Annotated in this window: 17 protein-coding genes; 14 read left to right on the top strand and 3 right to left on the bottom strand. The window is 69.4% G+C overall.

Annotation, left to right across the window (positions count from 1 at the left end):
- Positions 1-127 precede the first annotated feature (127 nt).
- The 3 genes from ACTIGJ_RS10760 (at position 128) to ACTIGJ_RS10750 (ending at position 3,113) form a co-directional block, all read left to right on the top strand.
- Positions 128-1,024, top strand: coding sequence for an ABC transporter ATP-binding protein (locus ACTIGJ_RS10760; RefSeq protein WP_439640310.1), 897 nt, complete (start codon positions 128-130; stop codon positions 1,022-1,024).
- Positions 1,021-2,052, top strand: coding sequence for an ABC transporter permease (locus ACTIGJ_RS10755; protein WP_439640309.1), 1,032 nt, complete (start codon positions 1,021-1,023; stop codon positions 2,050-2,052). Before ACTIGJ_RS10760 ends, ACTIGJ_RS10755 begins: the two co-directional genes overlap by 4 nt.
- A 92-nt stretch (positions 2,053-2,144) precedes the next feature.
- Positions 2,145-3,113, top strand: a complete 969-nt coding sequence (locus ACTIGJ_RS10750; RefSeq protein ID WP_439640308.1) for an MBL fold metallo-hydrolase — start codon at positions 2,145-2,147, stop codon at positions 3,111-3,113.
- Between the two features lie 37 nt (positions 3,114-3,150).
- Here the strand turns inward: ACTIGJ_RS10750 and ACTIGJ_RS10745 are convergent, their stop codons facing one another.
- Complete coding sequence (locus tag ACTIGJ_RS10745) at positions 3,151-3,837, bottom strand: HAD family hydrolase (RefSeq protein ID WP_439640307.1); 687 nt, start codon at positions 3,835-3,837, stop codon at positions 3,151-3,153.
- A gap of 108 nt (positions 3,838-3,945) precedes the next feature.
- Here ACTIGJ_RS10745 and ACTIGJ_RS10740 point away from each other — a divergent pair, with 108 nt between their 5' ends.
- The 11 genes from ACTIGJ_RS10740 (at position 3,946) to ACTIGJ_RS10690 (ending at position 14,697) form a co-directional block, all read left to right on the top strand.
- Positions 3,946-6,078 (top strand): molybdopterin oxidoreductase family protein, encoded by a 2,133-nt coding sequence (locus tag ACTIGJ_RS10740; protein WP_439640306.1) that lies wholly within the window; start codon positions 3,946-3,948, stop codon positions 6,076-6,078.
- Positions 6,079-6,093: 15 nt separating this feature from the next.
- Positions 6,094-6,600, top strand: a complete 507-nt coding sequence (locus tag ACTIGJ_RS10735; RefSeq protein ID WP_439640305.1) for a class IV adenylate cyclase — start codon at positions 6,094-6,096, stop codon at positions 6,598-6,600.
- A complete protein-coding gene (locus ACTIGJ_RS10730) occupies positions 6,597-7,643 on the top strand; it encodes an aminopeptidase (RefSeq protein WP_439640304.1) in 1,047 nt (348 codons plus the stop codon). Before ACTIGJ_RS10735 ends, ACTIGJ_RS10730 begins: the two co-directional genes overlap by 4 nt.
- Positions 7,640-8,365 carry a 16S rRNA (uracil(1498)-N(3))-methyltransferase gene (locus tag ACTIGJ_RS10725; RefSeq protein WP_439640303.1) on the top strand — a complete coding sequence of 242 codons (726 nt, stop codon included), beginning with the start codon at positions 7,640-7,642 and terminating at the stop codon, positions 8,363-8,365. Before ACTIGJ_RS10730 ends, ACTIGJ_RS10725 begins: the two co-directional genes overlap by 4 nt.
- Before the next feature lie 37 nt (positions 8,366-8,402).
- On the top strand, positions 8,403-9,725 hold the full coding sequence (locus tag ACTIGJ_RS10720; RefSeq protein ID WP_439640302.1) for a dihydroorotase: 1,323 nt from the start codon (positions 8,403-8,405) through the stop codon (positions 9,723-9,725).
- 38 nt (positions 9,726-9,763) lie between these two features.
- Entirely contained in the window at positions 9,764-10,297 is a 534-nt protein-coding gene (locus ACTIGJ_RS10715; RefSeq protein ID WP_439640301.1) for a DNA-3-methyladenine glycosylase I, read from the top strand.
- Between the two features lie 64 nt (positions 10,298-10,361).
- Complete coding sequence (locus ACTIGJ_RS10710; protein WP_439640300.1) at positions 10,362-11,840, top strand: FAD-linked oxidase C-terminal domain-containing protein; 1,479 nt, start codon at positions 10,362-10,364, stop codon at positions 11,838-11,840.
- 7 nt (positions 11,841-11,847) lie between these two features.
- On the top strand, positions 11,848-12,906 hold the full coding sequence (gene glcE / locus ACTIGJ_RS10705; RefSeq protein ID WP_439640299.1) for a glycolate oxidase subunit GlcE: 1,059 nt from the start codon (positions 11,848-11,850) through the stop codon (positions 12,904-12,906).
- Positions 12,907-12,913: 7 nt separating this feature from the next.
- Entirely contained in the window at positions 12,914-14,143 is a 1,230-nt protein-coding gene (glcF, locus tag ACTIGJ_RS10700) for a glycolate oxidase subunit GlcF (protein ID WP_439640298.1), read from the top strand.
- A gap of 45 nt (positions 14,144-14,188) precedes the next feature.
- Positions 14,189-14,446 (top strand): type II toxin-antitoxin system Phd/YefM family antitoxin, encoded by a 258-nt coding sequence (locus ACTIGJ_RS10695; protein ID WP_439640297.1) that lies wholly within the window; start codon positions 14,189-14,191, stop codon positions 14,444-14,446.
- Positions 14,443-14,697: a Txe/YoeB family addiction module toxin gene (locus ACTIGJ_RS10690; protein WP_439640296.1), complete on the top strand. Its 255-nt coding sequence runs from the start codon at positions 14,443-14,445 to the stop codon at positions 14,695-14,697. The genes ACTIGJ_RS10695 and ACTIGJ_RS10690 overlap by 4 nt, the downstream gene beginning before the upstream one ends.
- Here the strand turns inward: ACTIGJ_RS10690 and ACTIGJ_RS10685 are convergent.
- Positions 14,691-15,365 carry a cupin domain-containing protein gene (locus tag ACTIGJ_RS10685; RefSeq protein WP_439640295.1) on the bottom strand — a complete coding sequence of 225 codons (675 nt, stop codon included), beginning with the start codon at positions 15,363-15,365 and terminating at the stop codon, positions 14,691-14,693. The two genes, ACTIGJ_RS10690 and ACTIGJ_RS10685, sit on opposite strands and share 7 nt — an antisense overlap.
- The gene (locus tag ACTIGJ_RS10680) at positions 15,362-16,066 is read right to left on the bottom strand and encodes an esterase/lipase family protein (protein WP_439640294.1); all 705 of its coding nucleotides are present in this window, start codon (positions 16,064-16,066) and stop codon (positions 15,362-15,364) included. Before ACTIGJ_RS10680 ends, ACTIGJ_RS10685 begins: the two co-directional genes overlap by 4 nt.
- Between the last annotated feature and the right edge of the window lie 70 nt (positions 16,067-16,136).

Raw genomic sequence — 16,136 nt, 5'->3', positions numbered from 1 at the left:
GGTGTCTCCTCGAGATGGTTCTTGTCCGTGCAGGATCGCCGTCGCCAGCGGCGCCGGCAATGGCAAATCCGGGCCAGAAAATCGCCGTTACCGGCGCTGCGGATCGCCTTGCGGCAGACTGCGCGGCATGACGAATCCCGCCGCCCCGCCAGTCCTCGAAGTCCGCGATCTGGTCAAGCATTTCAAGCAGGTGAAGGCCGTCGACGGCCTGAGTTTCGAGGTGCTCGCCGGCACCTGCTTCGGCCTGCTGGGCCCGAACGGGGCGGGCAAGAGCACCACCATCGAGATCTGCGAAGGGCTGCTGAAGCCGACCGCCGGCACGGTGCGGTACCGGGGCGAGCCGCTCGGGCCGCGCTACCGCGAACGGGTCGGCATCCAGTTCCAGTCGACCGCCCTGCAGGATCACCTGACGGTGATCGAGAACCTGCGCTTCTTCAGCGCGCTGTATCCGGTGCGGCGGCCGATCGAGGAACTGATCGCGCTGTGCCGGCTGGAGGAATTCCTCGACCGCGATTCCAAGAAGCTCAGCGGTGGCCAGCGCCAGCGGCTGCTGCTGGCGATCGCGCTGGTCAACGATCCGGAGCTGCTGTTCCTCGACGAGCCGACCACCGGCCTCGACCCGCAGGCGCGGCGCAATTTCTGGGACCTGGTCACCGACATCAAGGCGGCCGGCAAGACCATCGTGCTGACCACGCACTACATGGAAGAAGCGCAGCGGCTGTGCGACGAGATCGTCATCGTCGATCGCGGCCGGATCATCGCCCGGGGCGCGCCGGGCCAGCTGCTGGCCGAGCACTTCAACGATTCGGTGCTGGAACTGCCGGCTGCCGAGGCTGCGCGGCTGGCGGCTGCCGGTTTGTGCGGCGTCGCCCAGGGTGACACCGTGGAAATCCAGACGCCGGACGTCAACGCGGCGGTCGCTGCATTGCTGGCGCAGGGCGTGTCGCTGGCGCAGCTGCGCATCCGGCCGCGCGCGCTCGAAGACCTGTTCATCGAACTGACCGGACGAGGCCTGCGGGAATGAAGGACATGGTTCGCCGCATCGCCGCCGCCACCTGGGCGCGCAGCCTGGAATTCGTGCGCGATCGTTCGTCGCTGGGCTGGAACCTGGTGTTTCCGATCCTGATGGTCGCCGGTCTGGCCTTCGTGTTTTCCGGCCCCGGCCAGCCGCTGTTCAAGGTCGCGGTGATTGCCCCGGCCGACGTGAAGCTGGATGCCAGCCTGCATCCGTTCCTGGGCACGCCGCAGGTGCAGTTCTACCGCGAGGACACGGTGGCCGTCGCGCTGCCCAAGGTGCAGCGCCACCGCATCGACCTGCTGGTCGATCTCGCCGCGCAGCCACCGCGCTACTGGGTCAACACCCAGTCGCCGAAGGGCGCGCTGCTGGAACGCCTGATCGCCGGCAGCGGCGGCCCGGCGTTGCAGCGCGAGGAAACCGCCGGCCACGAGATCCGCTACGTCGACTGGGTGGCGCCCGGCGTGCTCGGCATGAACATGATGTTCGCCTGCCTGTTCGGCATCGGCTACGTGATCGTCCGCTACCGCAAGAACGGCTACCTGAAGCGGCTCAACGCCACGCCGCTGCGCGCGGTGGAGTTCCTGATCGCCCAGCTGCTGAGCCGGCTGGCGCTGATCCTGGTGGTCAACGCCCTGGTGTTTGGCGCCTGCCGGCTACTGCTTGGCCTGCGCATGGAAGGTCACTATCTGGACCTGCTGGTGGTGGTCACGATCGGCGCCTTCTCGATGATCGCGATGGGGCTGGTGGTGTCGGCCCGGCTGGCCAGCGAGGAGCTGGCCGGCGGCATTCTGAACGTGATCTCGACGCCGATGATGGTGGTCTGCGGCGTGTTCTTCTCGATGGATGGCGCGCCCCGGGCGCTGCAGATCGCCGCCGAGTTCCTGCCGCTGACCCATCTGCTGAACGCGGCGCGGGCGATCATGCTCGACGGCGCCGGGCTCGCCCAGCTCGGCTATCCGCTGGCGGCGCTGGCGACCATGAGCGCGGTCTACCTCGCGCTCGGCGCCGCGCTGTTCAAGTGGCGGCAGGACTGAGCGCCGCCTGCGCTGCGGGCGCTGGCCCACCCGAACAGGCAAGGGCCAGCGCGAAACCTATAATCCGGGCGAGCCGAGACCGACCGATCGCCATGTCCGCTGCCGTTCCCGCCACCGTCGACTATCCGAACGCCATCACCTGCATCGACACCGAACAGGTACGACCGGGCCAGGCCTGCTGCTACCTGATCGGCGGCGGCGACCAGTACGCATTCGTCGACTGCGGCACCTCGCTGTCGGTGCCGGGCATCAAGGCGGTGCTGGCGGCGCGCGGCATCGGGCTCGGGCAGATCGCCTACGTGATGCCGACCCACGTCCATCTCGATCACGCCGGCGGCGCCGGCCTGCTGATGCGCGAATGCCCGAACGCGAAGCTGGTGGTGCATCCGCGCGGGGCGAAGCACTTGATCGATCCGACGGCGCTGATCGCCGGTGCCACCGGGGTATACGGCCCGGAAAAAATGGCCGCGATGTACGGCGAGATCGTGCCGATCGAGGCCAGCCGCGTGATCGTCGCCGACGACGGCTTCCAGCTCGATCTCGGCGGCCGCGAGCTGCGCTTCATCGACGCGCCCGGCCATGCCCGGCACCACTACGCGATCTGGGACGCGCAGAGCCGTGGCTGGTTCGCCGGCGACACCTTCGGCCTGTCCTACCGGGTGTTCGATGGCCCCAACGGCGCGACCCTGCTGCCGACCACGACGCCGGTGCAGTTCGAGCCGGAGGCCTGGCTGCAGACGCTCGATCGCTTCCTGGCCGCCGATCCGGCCTGGATGTACCTGACCCATTACGGCCGGGTCGGCAACGTGCCGCAGCTGGCCGCCGACCTGCGCGGCGATCTGGCGATGTACCAGAGCATCGCCCTGCATCTGGCCGACGTGCCGGACCGTCATGCCCGGATCGTCGAGGCGCTGACCCTGCACGCGCTGGAAGAATTGGCGGCGATGGCAGCGCCGGTCAGCGACGACACCGCGCGCGACTGGCTGGCCTTCGATCTGGAACTGAACGCCCAGGGGCTCGGCGTCTGGCTGGACAAGCAGCAGCGGACCGCTACCGCCTGATCCGCGACCGGACGCGGCGACCCGGAGCGGTCCGGGCCTAGCCGCGCAGCAGCCGCGCGACCAGCGCCGCGAACGATTCCGCCTCGATGTCCGGCGCATGTTCGTTATCCGTCCAGGCCTGCCCGCCGGCATTGATCCAGCCGGCCCGCAGCCCGGCGCGGCGCGCGCCGATCACGTCGGTGTGGGCGTCGTCGCCGACATGCAGCACCTCCTCCGGCGGCAGCGCCAGCGTGGCGCAGGCGGCGTGGAAGATCGCCGGATCAGGCTTGGCAGCGCCGAAATCGCTGGCGGACAGCGCATCGCGGAAATGCGCGTCGAGGCCGATCGCGCGCAGGTCGGCATTGCCGTTGGAGATCGCGACGATCGGGTAGCGCGCCGCGAGTTCGGCCAGCGCCTCGGCTGCGCCGTCGTAAAGCGTCACCTGCTGGCGGGCGCGCATGAAGATCGCGTGGACGGTTTCCGCAGCACCGCTGTCGTGGCCGCTGCGGGCCAGCATCTGCCGGAACATCTCGCGGCGAATGAAGCCCAGATCGTGGGCCTGCTGCGGATGGTCCTCGACGATCCGCTGGCGCAAGGCCAGCCGCGCCGGCGGGTCCCAGTCGGCCAGCACGGCCGGTGCATGGTCCGCAAACCAGGCGTTGGCGGCGGCCTCGGCGCCGCGAATGGTCGGCGCGACCGGCCACAGCGTGTCATCCAGATCGAGCGTGACGGCCTTGAAGCGCATGGCGACGGCGGGGTGGGACGGGGCGGCGAGTATATCGGCGGGGCGCTGGCAGCCGGCCGTCGTCACGGTTGCGGTAACGTAGCGGCCGCCCCGGACGGAAGCCGCGCCATGACCGACCACGACACTGCCGAACGCATCCACCACCGCGCCTGCAATCTCTGCGAGGCGATCTGCGGGCTGGAAATCCGGGTGACCGGCGAACAGATCCTGTCGATCCGCCCGGACGAGGCCGACCCGCTGTCGCAGGGCCACATCTGCCCGAAAGCGGTGGCGCTGAAAGACCTGTTCGACGACCCGGACCGTCTGCGCAAGCCGATCCGCCGCACGGCCGACGGCTGGGTCGAGATGGAATGGGACGCGGCCTTCGATCTGGTCGCCGAGCGGCTGTGCGGCATCGTCGAGCAGCACGGCCCGGACGCGGTGGCCAACTACCTCGGCAACCCGACGGTGCACAACTACGGCGGGCTCACCCACGGGCCGCGCTTCCTGTCGACGATCAAGACCCGGAACCGCTTTTCGGCGACTTCGGTCGACCAGCTGCCGCACCAGCTGCTCGCCTACTGGATGTACGGCCACCAGCTGATGGTGCCGATCGCCGACATCGACCGCTGCGACTATTTGTTGGTACTCGGCGCCAACCCGATGGCCTCCAACGGCAGCCTGATGACGGTGCCGGCGTTTCCGAAGCGCCTGAAGGCACTGCAGGCGCGCGGCGGCCGGATGGTGCTGCTCGACCCGCGCCGCACCGAAACCGCCGAGGTTGCTGACGAGCACCTGTTCATCCGGCCGGGTACCGATGCCGCGTTCCTCGCTGGCCTGCTGAAGGTGATCGACAACGAGAACCTCGGCGATCCGGGTCGGCTGGCCGGGTTCGAGGATGGCCTGGAAGTGGCGCTGGCCGACATCGGCGCGCTGAAGCTCGACCAGCTGGCCGCGCACTGCGGCATTCCGGTGGCGACCATCGAGCGCATCGCCCGCGAATTCGCCGCCGCGCCGCGCGCCGCCGCCTACGGCCGCATGGGCGTGTCGACGCAGGCGCGCGGCACCCTGTGCCAGTGGCTGATCCAGCTGTTGAACATCGCCACCGGCAACCTCGACCGCGAGGGCGGGGCGATGTTCACCCGGCCGGCGGTCGATCTGATCGACAACCCGACCTCTAAGCCCGGCAGCTTCGGCCGCTGGAAAAGCCGCGTGCGCGGCCTGCCGGAGTTCGGTGGCGAGCTGCCGGTGGCGGCGCTCGCCGAGGAAATCCTCACCGAAGGCGAAGGGCAGGTCAGGGCGCTGATCACGGTCGCCGGCAATCCGGTGCTGTCGACGCCGAACGGCACCCAGCTCGACCGGGCGCTGGATTCGCTGGACTTCATGGTGTCGATCGATTTCTACCTGAACGAGACCACCCGCCACGCCGATGTGATCCTGCCGCCCACCTGCACCTTGGAGCACGATCACTACGACCTGATCTTCCATGCCTTCGCGGTGCGCAACACCGCCCGCTACAGCGCGCCGCTGTTCGAGCGGCCGGCGCATGCGCGCCATGACTGGGAGATCTTCGAAGCGCTCGGTGCCCGCATCGCCGCGCGGCTCGGCGTCAAGCGCAGCCCGCATCCGCGGCCCGATCAGGTGATCGACATGGGCCTGCAGATCGGCCCCTACGGCACGATGCGCAAGCACCCGCAGGCGCTGTCGCTGGCGGTGCTGAAGGCCGCGCCGCACGGGGTGGATCTCGGCGCGCTGGAACCCTGCCTGCCGGCGCGGCTGCAGACGCCGGGCAAGTTTCTGCTCTGCGCGCCGCCGGAGATGATGGCCGAGCTGGCCGCGTTCGCCCGTCATCTGGACGCCGCGCCGGAGGCCGCCGGCCTGTCGCTGATCGGCCGCCGCGACGTGCGCAGCAACAACTCGTGGATGCACAACGCGCAGCGGCTGGTGAAGGGCCCGGTGCGCAACCGGCTGCTGATGCACCCGGACGATCTGGCCGCGCGCGGCCTTGCCGATGGCGCGACGGTGCGGGTGGCGTCGAGAGTCGGCGCGGTGCAGGTCGAGGTCGAAGCCTCGGCGGCGATGATGCCGGGCGTGGTCAGCCTGCCGCATGGCTGGGGCCATGATCGCGCCGGCATCCGCATGGCGATTGCCGAGGCGCATGCCGGCGTCAGCCCCAACGATCTGACCGACGAGCTGCTGCTCGATCCGGTCAGCGGCAATGCGGCGCTGAACGGCGTGCCGGTGACCGTCGCCGCCGCCTGATTACGCCAACTCTGCATGTTCAATCTCGAAGCGAAATTCCGGCTGCCGGATCATGCCGCCGCGCAGGCTGCCGCGATCGCCATCGGCTACCGGCCGGAAGCGGTGCTGAACCAGCGCGATACCTTTTTTGTCGTCGCCACCGGCAAGCTCAAGCTGCGCGAGGAAGACCAGCGCAGCTACCTGATCGGCTACGGCCGCGTCGAGCGCGATGGCCTGCAGCTCAGCGACTACCAGCTGGTGCCGGTGCCCGATCCGGCGGCGATGCGGACGCTGCTCGCCGGCACGCTCGGCGTGCTGGCCGAGGTGCGCAAGCGCCGCACCCTGCTGCTGTGCCGCAACGTGCGGCTGCATCTGGACGAGGTCGAAGGTTTGGGCCTGCTTGGCGAGATCGAGGCCGTGGTGCCGGACGGCGGCGATCCGGAAGCCGAGCGCGCGTTCGTCGACGCAACACTGGCCGCGCTCGGCGTGAGCCGTGAGCAGCTGATCGAAGGCTCCTATTTCGAGATGGCCCGCCCGGCATGATCCGGCGCGCGGTGATCGCGGGCCTGCTGCTTGCCGCGCTGTCCGGCTGCTCGACCCTGGACTACTACGCGCATCTGGCCCAGGGCCAGTACCGGCTGCTGGCGGCGCGCCAGCCGATCACCGAACTGCTTGCCGCGCCGTCGACCGATGCCCGCCTGCGCGCCCGGCTGCAGCTGGCGCTCGATGCTCGGGCCTTCGCTTCCGACGTGCTGGCGCTGCCGCGCAACGGCAGCTACACCGACTACGCCGACGTCGGCCGGCCCTGGGTGCTGAAGAACCTGTTCGCGGCGCAGGCGTTTTCGCTGGAGCCGGTCGAACAGTGCTTTCCGATTGCCGGCTGCGTCGCCTACCGCGGCTATTACGACGCCGCGCGGGCCGACCAGGAAGCGGCCCGTCTGAAGGCGGAGGGCTATGACGTGTTCATCGGCGACGTGCCGGCGTTCTCGACGCTCGGCTGGTTCGACGATCCGGTGCTCAACACCATGCTGCGCTGGGACGACGATGAGCTGATCGGCACCGTCTTTCACGAACTGGCCCACCAGCGGCTGTACCTGCCCGGCGATACCGCGTTCAACGAATCCTTCGCCAGCTTCGTCGAGCGCGAGGGCCTGCGCCGCTGGCAGGCGGCGCGCGGCCTGCCGGAAGCGGGCAGCCTGCGCAGCGTGCGCGCCGAGCAGTTCATCGCCCTGATGCTGCGGCTGCGCGAGAGGCTGCAGGCGGTCTACGACAGCGGCCAGACGGATGACGCCAAGCGCAGCGCCAAGGCGCAGGCGATCACCACGATGCGCGACGAATACCGCGCGCTGCGCGACGGCGAATGGCAGGGCTATGCCGGCTACGACGACTTCGTGAACGGCGAGATCAACAACGCCAAGCTGGTGCCGTTCGGCCTGTACCACGCGCTGATTCCCGGCTTCGCCCGGCTGTTCGAGGCCGCCGGCCGCGACCTGCCGGCCTTCTACAAGGCGGCTGAAAAGCTGTCCAAGGCCGACCCTGACGCGCGCCGGCAGGCGCTCGAAACCCCCACCGCTCCGCTGCCATGACCCGCATCTTCGTTGCCACCGCCCTGACCGCCGGCGCCGAACTCGACCTGCCCGACGAGGCCGCCCGCCATGTCGCCCAGGTGCTGCGGATGCGTACCGGCGAGGCGCTGACCCTGTTCGATGGCTGCGGCGGCGAGTACGCGGCGGTGATCGTCGACGCCGGCCGCCGCGACGTGCGTGTGCGCATCGACCAGCACCATCCGGTGGACCGCGAATCGCGTCTCGACGTGACCTTGGCCCAGTGCGTGTCGAAAGGTGACCGCATGGACTACACGATCCAGAAGGCGGTCGAACTCGGCGTCAGCCGGATTGTGCCGCTGCTGTCGGAGCGCAGCGTGGTCAAGCTCGATGCCGAACGCTGGGACAAGAAGCTGGAGCATTGGCGCGGCGTCGCGGTGTCCGCCTGCGAGCAGAGCGGCCGAACGCGAGTGCCGGAAGTCGCGGCGGTGCAGAAGCTCGACGCCTGGCTGGCCACGCCCGCCGAAGGCCGGCTGCGGCTGGTGCTGGCGCCCACCGAATCGGTGTCGCTGCGGACACTGGACGCGGCGGCGGCGATCGCGCTGCTGATTGGCCCGGAAGGCGGGCTGTCCGACGCAGAAATCGCCGCGGCCCGCCGCGCCGGCTGCATCGGCATCGGCCTCGGGCCGCGCGTGCTGCGCACCGAGACCGCCGGGGTCGCGACCCTGGCGGCGCTGCAGGTTCTGTGGGGGGACCTGGGCTGAGGCGCATAATTGGACAGGTTTCCAAGATCCCGACCCCATGCTCATCACCAACGCCACACTCATCAACGAAGGCCGGCGCTTCGAAGCCGATCTGCTGATCGTCGGCGAGCGGATCGCGAAGATCGCGCCGACGATCACCGCACCCGCCGGGGTCGAGGTGTTCGACGCCAAGGGCCGGCTGCTGCTGCCCGGGCTGATCGACGACCAGGTGCATTTCCGCGAGCCGGGGCTGACCGCCAAGGGCGATCTGGCCACCGAATCTGCCGCCGCCGTCGCTGGTGGCGTGACCAGCTTCTTCGACATGCCGAACGTCAATCCGCAGACGATCACGCGCGAAGCGCTGGCCGACAAATACCGCATCGCGGCCGGGCGCACCTTCGCCAACCACGCGTTCTACATGGGCACCACCAACGACAACCTGTCGGAGCTGGAAGCGCTGAAGAAAGGCGAGGCCTGCGCGATCAAGATCTTCATGGGCGCCTCGACCGGCAACATGCTGGTCGACAATCCGGACACGCTCGACAAGATCTTCCAGCGGGCGCCGGTGATGATCGTCACCCACTGCGAAGACACGCCGATGATCAAGGTCGCCGAGGACGCGGCGCGCGCCAAGTACGGCGAGGACGTGCCGTTTTCCGAGCACCCGTACATCCGCAGTGCGGCGGCCTGCTACAAGTCCACGGAACTGGCGATCGGGCTCGCCAGGAAGCACGGCACCCGGCTGCACGTGCTGCACCTGACCTCGGCCAGCGAGCTGCCGTTCTTCGCCGCCGGCAACGTCAAGACCAAGCAGATCAGCGTCGAGGCCTGCGTCCATCATCTGTATTTCGACGAAAGCTACTACCCGCATCTCGGCTCTAAGCTGAAGTGCAATCCGGCGGTCAAGACCCTGGCCGATCGCGAAGCGCTGGTGGCGGCGGTACGCGATGGCGTCATCGACATCATCGCCACCGACCACGCGCCGCACACCGCAGCCGAAAAGGCCAACAGCTACTTCAAGGCGCCGAGCGGCCTGCCGCTGGTGCAGCACAGCCTGCTGGCGCTGATGGAACTGGTGGAGCGCGGCGAACTGCCGCTGGAAACGGTGGTCGAGCGCGCTTGCCATGCGCCGGCCGAACGCTTCGGCATCGTCGATCGCGGCTACCTGCGCGAAGGCGGCTACGCCGATCTGGTGGTCGTCGATCCGCGCGGCATCACCGATGTGACGCCGGAAAGCGTGCGCTACAAGTGCGGCTGGTCGCCGTTCGATGGCCACCGCTTCAAGTCGCGCATCGACGCCACCTGGGTCAACGGCAAGCTGGTCTACCGCGACGGCGCGCTGCGCCCGCAGCCGTTCGGTAGCCGCATCCAGTTCGCGTGACCAGCACCGCCCCGCCGCCGACGCCTTGCGCATGGGCGATGAAGACGGCTGCCGAGCGCGCCTACCACGATGCCGAGTGGGGACGGCCGCAGCACGATGACCGCGTGCTGTTCGAGATGCTGATTCTCGAAGGCGCGCAGGCCGGCTTGAGCTGGTCGACGATCCTCGCCAAGCGCGACGGCTACCGCCGCGCTTTCGACGGCTTCGATGCGAAGAAGATCGCCGCCTATACCGAGGCCGATCGCGAACGCCTGATGGCGGACGCCGGCATCGTCCGCAACCGGCTCAAGATCAACGCCACGATCGTCAACGCCCAGGCTTACCTCCGGCTGTGCGAGGAGCACGGCAGCCTCGATGCCTGGCTGTGGCGCCATGTCGGCGGCCAGCCGGTGGTCAATCACTGGACCGAGATGAAGCAGATTCCGGCGCGTACCGAACTGAGTGACACGATCAGCAAGGCGCTCGCCAAGCGCGGCTTCAAGTTTGTCGGCTCGACGATCATCTACGCCTATCTGCAGGCGGTTTGTGTGGTCAACGATCACCTGATCGGCTGCGCGGCGCGCGGGCGCTGAGCCGGCCGCTTCCGGCTCGACAAAGCCAATTTCGACGGCCGGACCCGCCCGCTACACTGCGGCCATGAACGCGCCGACCCCTCCGCCGATCGACTCCACCGCCCTGTTCTCCGCGCTGGCCGAGGTGCTGCCGAAAGGCGCGCTGCTGACCACCGTCGAACAGATGCGGCCGTACGAATGCGATGGCCTGTCGATGTACCGGCGCCTGCCGCTGTGCGTGGCGCTGCCGGTCGACGAGCAGCAGGTGGCCGCCGTGCTGCGGATCTGCGATGCCGGCGGCGTGCCGGTCGTCGCCCGTGGCCACGGCACCGGGCTGGCCGGCGGGGCGTTGCCCGAACAGGGCGGCGTGCTGCTGTCGCTGGCCCGCCTCAACCGCATCCTGGCGCTCGATCCCGTCGCCCGCACGGCGCGCGTGCAGCCCGGGGTGCGCAACCTGGCGATCAGCGAAGCAGCGGCGGCGCATGCGCTGTACTACGCGCCGGACCCGTCGAGCCAGATCGCCTGCTCGATCGGCGGCAACGTCGCCGAGAACTCCGGCGGCGTGCATTGCCTGAAGTACGGGCTGACCGTGCACAACGTGGTCGCCGCCCGCCTGGCACTCGCTGACGGCCAGATCATCGAACTGGGCAGCGAGGCGCCAGACGCGCCCGGCTACGACCTGATGGCGCTGCTGGTTGGCTCCGAGGGCCTGCTCGGCGTGGTCACCGAAGTCACCGTGAAGCTGCTGCCACGCCCGCAGCTGGCGCGCGTGGTGATGGCCTGCTTCGACAGCGTCGAGAAAGCCGGGCAGGGCGTCGCCGCGATCATCGCCGCCGGCATCATTCCGGCCGGGCTGGAGATGATGGACAAGCTTGCGATCGAAGCCGTCGAGGACTTCGTCAAGGCCGGCTATCCGCTCGATGCCGAGGCGATCCTGCTGGCCGAAAGCGACGGCACGCCGGAGGAAGTGGCCAACGAGATCGAGCGCATCGAAGCGGTGCTCAAGGCCAGCGGCGCCACCGCGATGCGCACCTCGAAGGACGAGGCCGAACGCCTGAAGCTCTGGGCCGGCCGCAAGGCGGCGTTCCCGGCCGTGGGCCGCATCACGCCGGACTACTACTGCATGGACGGCACCATCCCGCGCCGCCACCTCGGCGACGTGCTGCGCAAGATCGCCGGCTATTCCGACGAGTTCGGCCTGCGCTGCGCCAACGTTTTCCATGCCGGCGACGGCAACCTGCATCCGCTGATCTTCTATGACGCCAACAAGCCCGGCGATCTGGAAAAGGCCGAGGCCTTCGGCAACCGGATTCTCGATCTGAGTGTCGCGGTCGGCGGCACCATCACCGGCGAGCACGGGGTGGGTGTGGAGAAGATCGATGCCATGTGCACGCAGTTCCACGCGCTGGAACTGCAAGCCTTCCATGCCGTGAAGGCAGCCTTCGATCCCAAGGGGCTGCTCAATCCCGGCAAGGCGGTGCCGAGCCTGCACCGCTGCGCCGAAATGGGCCGCATGCACATCCATGCCGGCCAGACCCGGCACCCCGAGCTGCCGCGCTTCTGAGCCCGTCATGACCGATTTCATCGAACAGGCGCAGGCGCGCATCCGCGCCGCGCAGGCCAGCGCTGCGCCGCTGTGCATCCGGGGCGGCGGCAGCAAGGATTTCCTCGGCGGCGAGCCCGTTGGCGAACCGCTCGACACCGGCGGCCACGCCGGCATCGTCGCCTACGACCCCAGCGAGCTGGTGCTGACCGTCAGGGCCGGCACGCCGCTGACCGAGGTGGCGGCCACGCTCGCCGCATCCGGCCAGTGCCTGCCGTTCGAGCCACCGCTGTTCGGCGGCCGCGCGACGGTCGGCGGCTGCGTCGCCAGCGGCCTGTCCGGCCCGCGCCGGCCGTACACCGGCGCGGTGCGCGACTACCTGCTCGGCGTCAGCCTGATCGACGGCCGCGGCGACTGCCTGAAGTTCGGTGGCCAGGTGATGAAGAACGTCGCCGGCTTCGACACCTTCCGGCTGCAGGCCGGCGCGATGGGCACGCTGGGCCTCATCACCGACGTCAGCTTCAAGGTGCTGCCGACGCCGGAGGCCGACGAGACACGCGTCTTCGAGGTGCCGGCCGCCGACGCGATCGCGACCATGAACCGCCTGGCCGGTCAGCCGTTGCCACTGGCCGGCGCGGTGCATCACGGCGGCCGCCTGCGGCTGCGGCTGGCCGGCAACCCGGCGGCGGTCGGCGCCGCACTGGCCCGGCTCGGCGGCGAAACGCTGCCGGATGCCGGCGCGTTCTGGGCCGCGATCCGCGAGCAGACCGATCCGTTCTTCGCCGGACCCGCGCCACTGTGGCGGCTGGCGGTCAGGCCGACCGCGCCCCCGCTGGCGGCCGATGGCATCGACGAGCTGATCGACTGGGGCGGTGGCCAGCGCTGGCTGCGCAGCACGCTGCCGGCGGATGCCGTGCAGGCGCTGGCGGCCAGTCACGGCGGTCACGCCAGCGGCTGGCGCGGTGTCGATCGTCGGCACGCCTTCCAGCCGCCCGCAGCGCCGGTGATGGCCTTGCACCGGCGGCTGAAGGCCAGCTTCGACCCGGCCGGCATTCTCAATCGCGGCCGCCTGTATCCGGATCTCTGAGTCGCCCATGCAGACCAATCTCGCCGATTTCATCCGCGACACGCCGCAGGGCTTGGAGGCGGACCGCATCCAACGCGCCTGCGTGCACTGCGGCTTCTGCAACGCCACCTGCCCGACGTATCAATTGCTCGGCGACGAACTGGACGGCCCGCGCGGCCGCATCTACCAGATCAAGTCGGTGCTCGAAGGCGCAGCCGTGACCGAGGAAACCCGCGATCACCTCGACCGCTGCCTGACCTGCCGCAGCTGCGAATCAACCTGCCCGAGCGGCGTGCAGTACGGCCGGCTGGTCGACATCGGCCGCGAAGTCGTCGAAGCGAAAGTGCCGCGCAGCGCGCCGCAGCGACTGATCCGCTGGGGCTTGCGCCTGGTGCTGCCGAGGCCGGCCTTGTTCGGGCTGCTGCTGTGGTTCGGCCGGCTGTTCCGGCCGCTGCTGCCGAAGGTGCTGAAGGACACGGTGCCGCTGCCGCGTCCGGCCGGCGCCTGGCCATCCGCGCGCCACACGCGGCGGCTGGTGATCGCCGGTGGCTGCGTGCAGCCGTCGCTGGCGCCGGACATCGACAGCGCCGCCGCCCGCGTGTTGGATGCGATCGGCATCAGCGCGGTGCCGGTCGCGATCGGCTGCTGTGGCGCGGTGGCCTATCACCTGAACGCGCAGGCCGATGGCCTGGGCACCGCACGCATCGCGATCGACCGGCTCTGTGCCGCGCTCGATGCCGGCGCCGAAGGCATCGTGGTATCGGCTTCCGGCTGCGCCAGCTTCGTTGCCGAATACGCCCACCACCTGCACGGCGACCCGGCCTACGCGGCGCGCGCCGAGCGGGTCACGGCGGCGCTGATCGACCTCACCACCGTGCTGAGCCGCGAAGCCGCCGCCTTCGATGCGGCGCTGGCGCGCACGCCGGCCAGGCCGGAGGCGATCGCCTTCCACTCGCCCTGCACCCTGCAGCACGGGCTGAAGAACAAGGGTCAGGTCGAACGGCTGCTGACGGTCGCGGGTTTTCGCACCACCGTGGTCGCCGACAGCCATCTCTGCTGCGGTTCGGCCGGCACCTACTCGATCCTGCAGCCGCAGCTGTCGGCGACGCTCAAGGCCAACAAGCTGGCGGCGCTCGAAGCCGGCCAGCCGAGCCGCATCGCCACCGCCAACATCGGCTGCCTGACCCATCTGGCCAGCGATGCCAAGCGGCCCGTGGAGCACTGGATCGAGTTGATCGCGGAGCGGCTGGGGGTTTGAGGCCGCGCTTGACGCCAGCATGATCTGTACAGCAATCTGTACGGCATGCACGCCATCAGCTATACCGCCGCCCGCGAGAATCTGGCGGCGACCATGGATCGGGTCTGCGAAAGCCATGCGCCCGTGATCATCACCCGCAACCGCGATCAGGCGGTCGTGATGCTGTCGCTCGAGGATTATTCGGCGCTGGAGGAAACCGCTTACCTGCTGCAGAGCCCGGCGAATGCCCGGCGCCTGTTGGAATCGATTGAAGCGCTGGAGCGTGGACAGGGCGTCAACGGCGATATCGATCTGGGCGCGTGAACCTGACGTTCGCCCCCCGCGCCTGGGAGGACTACCTGCAGTGGCAGGCGACAGACCCGAAGATCGTCGAGCGCATCCATGAGTTGCTGAAGGACATCCTGCGAAATCCTCACAGCGGCATCGGCAAGCCCGAGCCCTTGAAACATGCGCTGAAAGGCTGGTGGTCGCGGAGGATCACGGCCGAGCACCGGATCGTCTACAAGCTGATGGATGGTGCCGTGCTCATCGCGCAGCTGCGCTACCACTACTGAGGCAGCTTGGCCCGTGGCGGCAGGTGCCCGGCCTTGAACCAGATCCGGCAGCCGTCACGCGAGAACGGCGTGTGCGAGGAGCCAGGCGGCACGCGGTACCAGGTGCCGGCGGGGTAGTCGCCGAACTCGTCGGACAGCGTTCCGGCCAGCACCAGCACTTCCTCGCCGCCGCCGTGGGTGTGGGCCAGCGAGCGGCAGCCGGGCGCGAAGTCGATCAGCTTCACCACCTCGTCACCGAACTGATGCAGCGGGATTTCCCGCTGGCCCGGCACCCGGCCGGGCTGCCATTCGGCTGCATTCGTATCAATCGCCAACTGCGCGCTGTCGCCGGCCTCGAACTGCCAGAGCTTGACCAGGATCGTGCAGCCGGCGGTCGACTTCGGAATGTGGCGGCTGCCGATCGGGTTGCGCACATAGGTGCCAGCCGGGTAGGCGCCGTGCTCGTCCTCGAACACGCCATCAAGCACGTAGAACTCCTCGCCGCCGCCGTGCGTGTGGGCGCTGAAGGCGGAGCCCGGCGCGTAGCGGACGAGGCTCGTGGCGCGCGCCACTTCGCCGCCGTCGCGATCCAGCGGCTTGCGGTCCACACCCGGTAGCGGCGACGGCGTCCACGCCATTGCCGTGGTGTCGATCACCACCCGCTGCGTGTAGTCGGTGTGGAGCTTCACGGCCGCGCCAGCGTCTCGGCGACGATGCCGAACACGCTGCGGTCGACGACCATGCCGAGATGGCTGCAGCGCACTTCGATGTGCCGCACGTGGCGGTTGTGGCGATCGATGCAGGCACCCCAGCTGACGATGCCGTCGTGGCGGTCGTACAGCGCGGTGACCGGCACCGGAATGGTCTTGGCGGTTTCGCGGGCATCGGCGGCCTGCGCCATCCGGTCCAGGTCCATGCCTTTCTTCCGGTAGCTGCGGCCGACGGCGGTGAACTTGGCGCCGCCGATCACCGGCGAGCCCAGCGTGATCACCTGGTCGACGATCTCCGGATACTCGCGGGCGATGTCGCGGGCCATCGCGCCGCCCAGGCTCCAGCCGACCAGCTTGACCTTCGCGCCCCGGCTGGCGGCCAGACGCTGCACCTGCTCGACCAGCCGGGGCTGCAGCTTCTTGAGGTTGCCGGTGTTGCGGCCCAGGCCCCAGCTGATCGCGTGATAGCCGAGCGCCTTCAGCCGCCGGGTCAGCAGCGCCACGGCCAGATCGTCGGCCGCGAAGCCGGGCACCACCATCACCGGCTGACCCTGGCCGCGTGCTGGCTCGGCGGCGAACGGCCGTGGCAGGAAGCTGCCCAGCAGTTCCGGCACCGCACGCAGTTCCCACAGCAGGAGCTTGGGCGAAGGGGTCATCAGGCTGCGGTCGGGCGCGGTCATCGTCATCGGCGGGTGGGGAAGTTCGGGATCAGGGCGGATTGTCGGCTGCCGCGTCGGCGGCGGCGAGGGC

The organism is Nevskia sp. (genome assembly GCF_051860985.1).
Classification (GTDB): domain Bacteria; phylum Pseudomonadota; class Gammaproteobacteria; order Nevskiales; family Nevskiaceae; genus Nevskia.
Note: the sequence above shows the minus strand (reverse complement) of the source record. Positions and strands in the feature narration are given on the sequence as shown.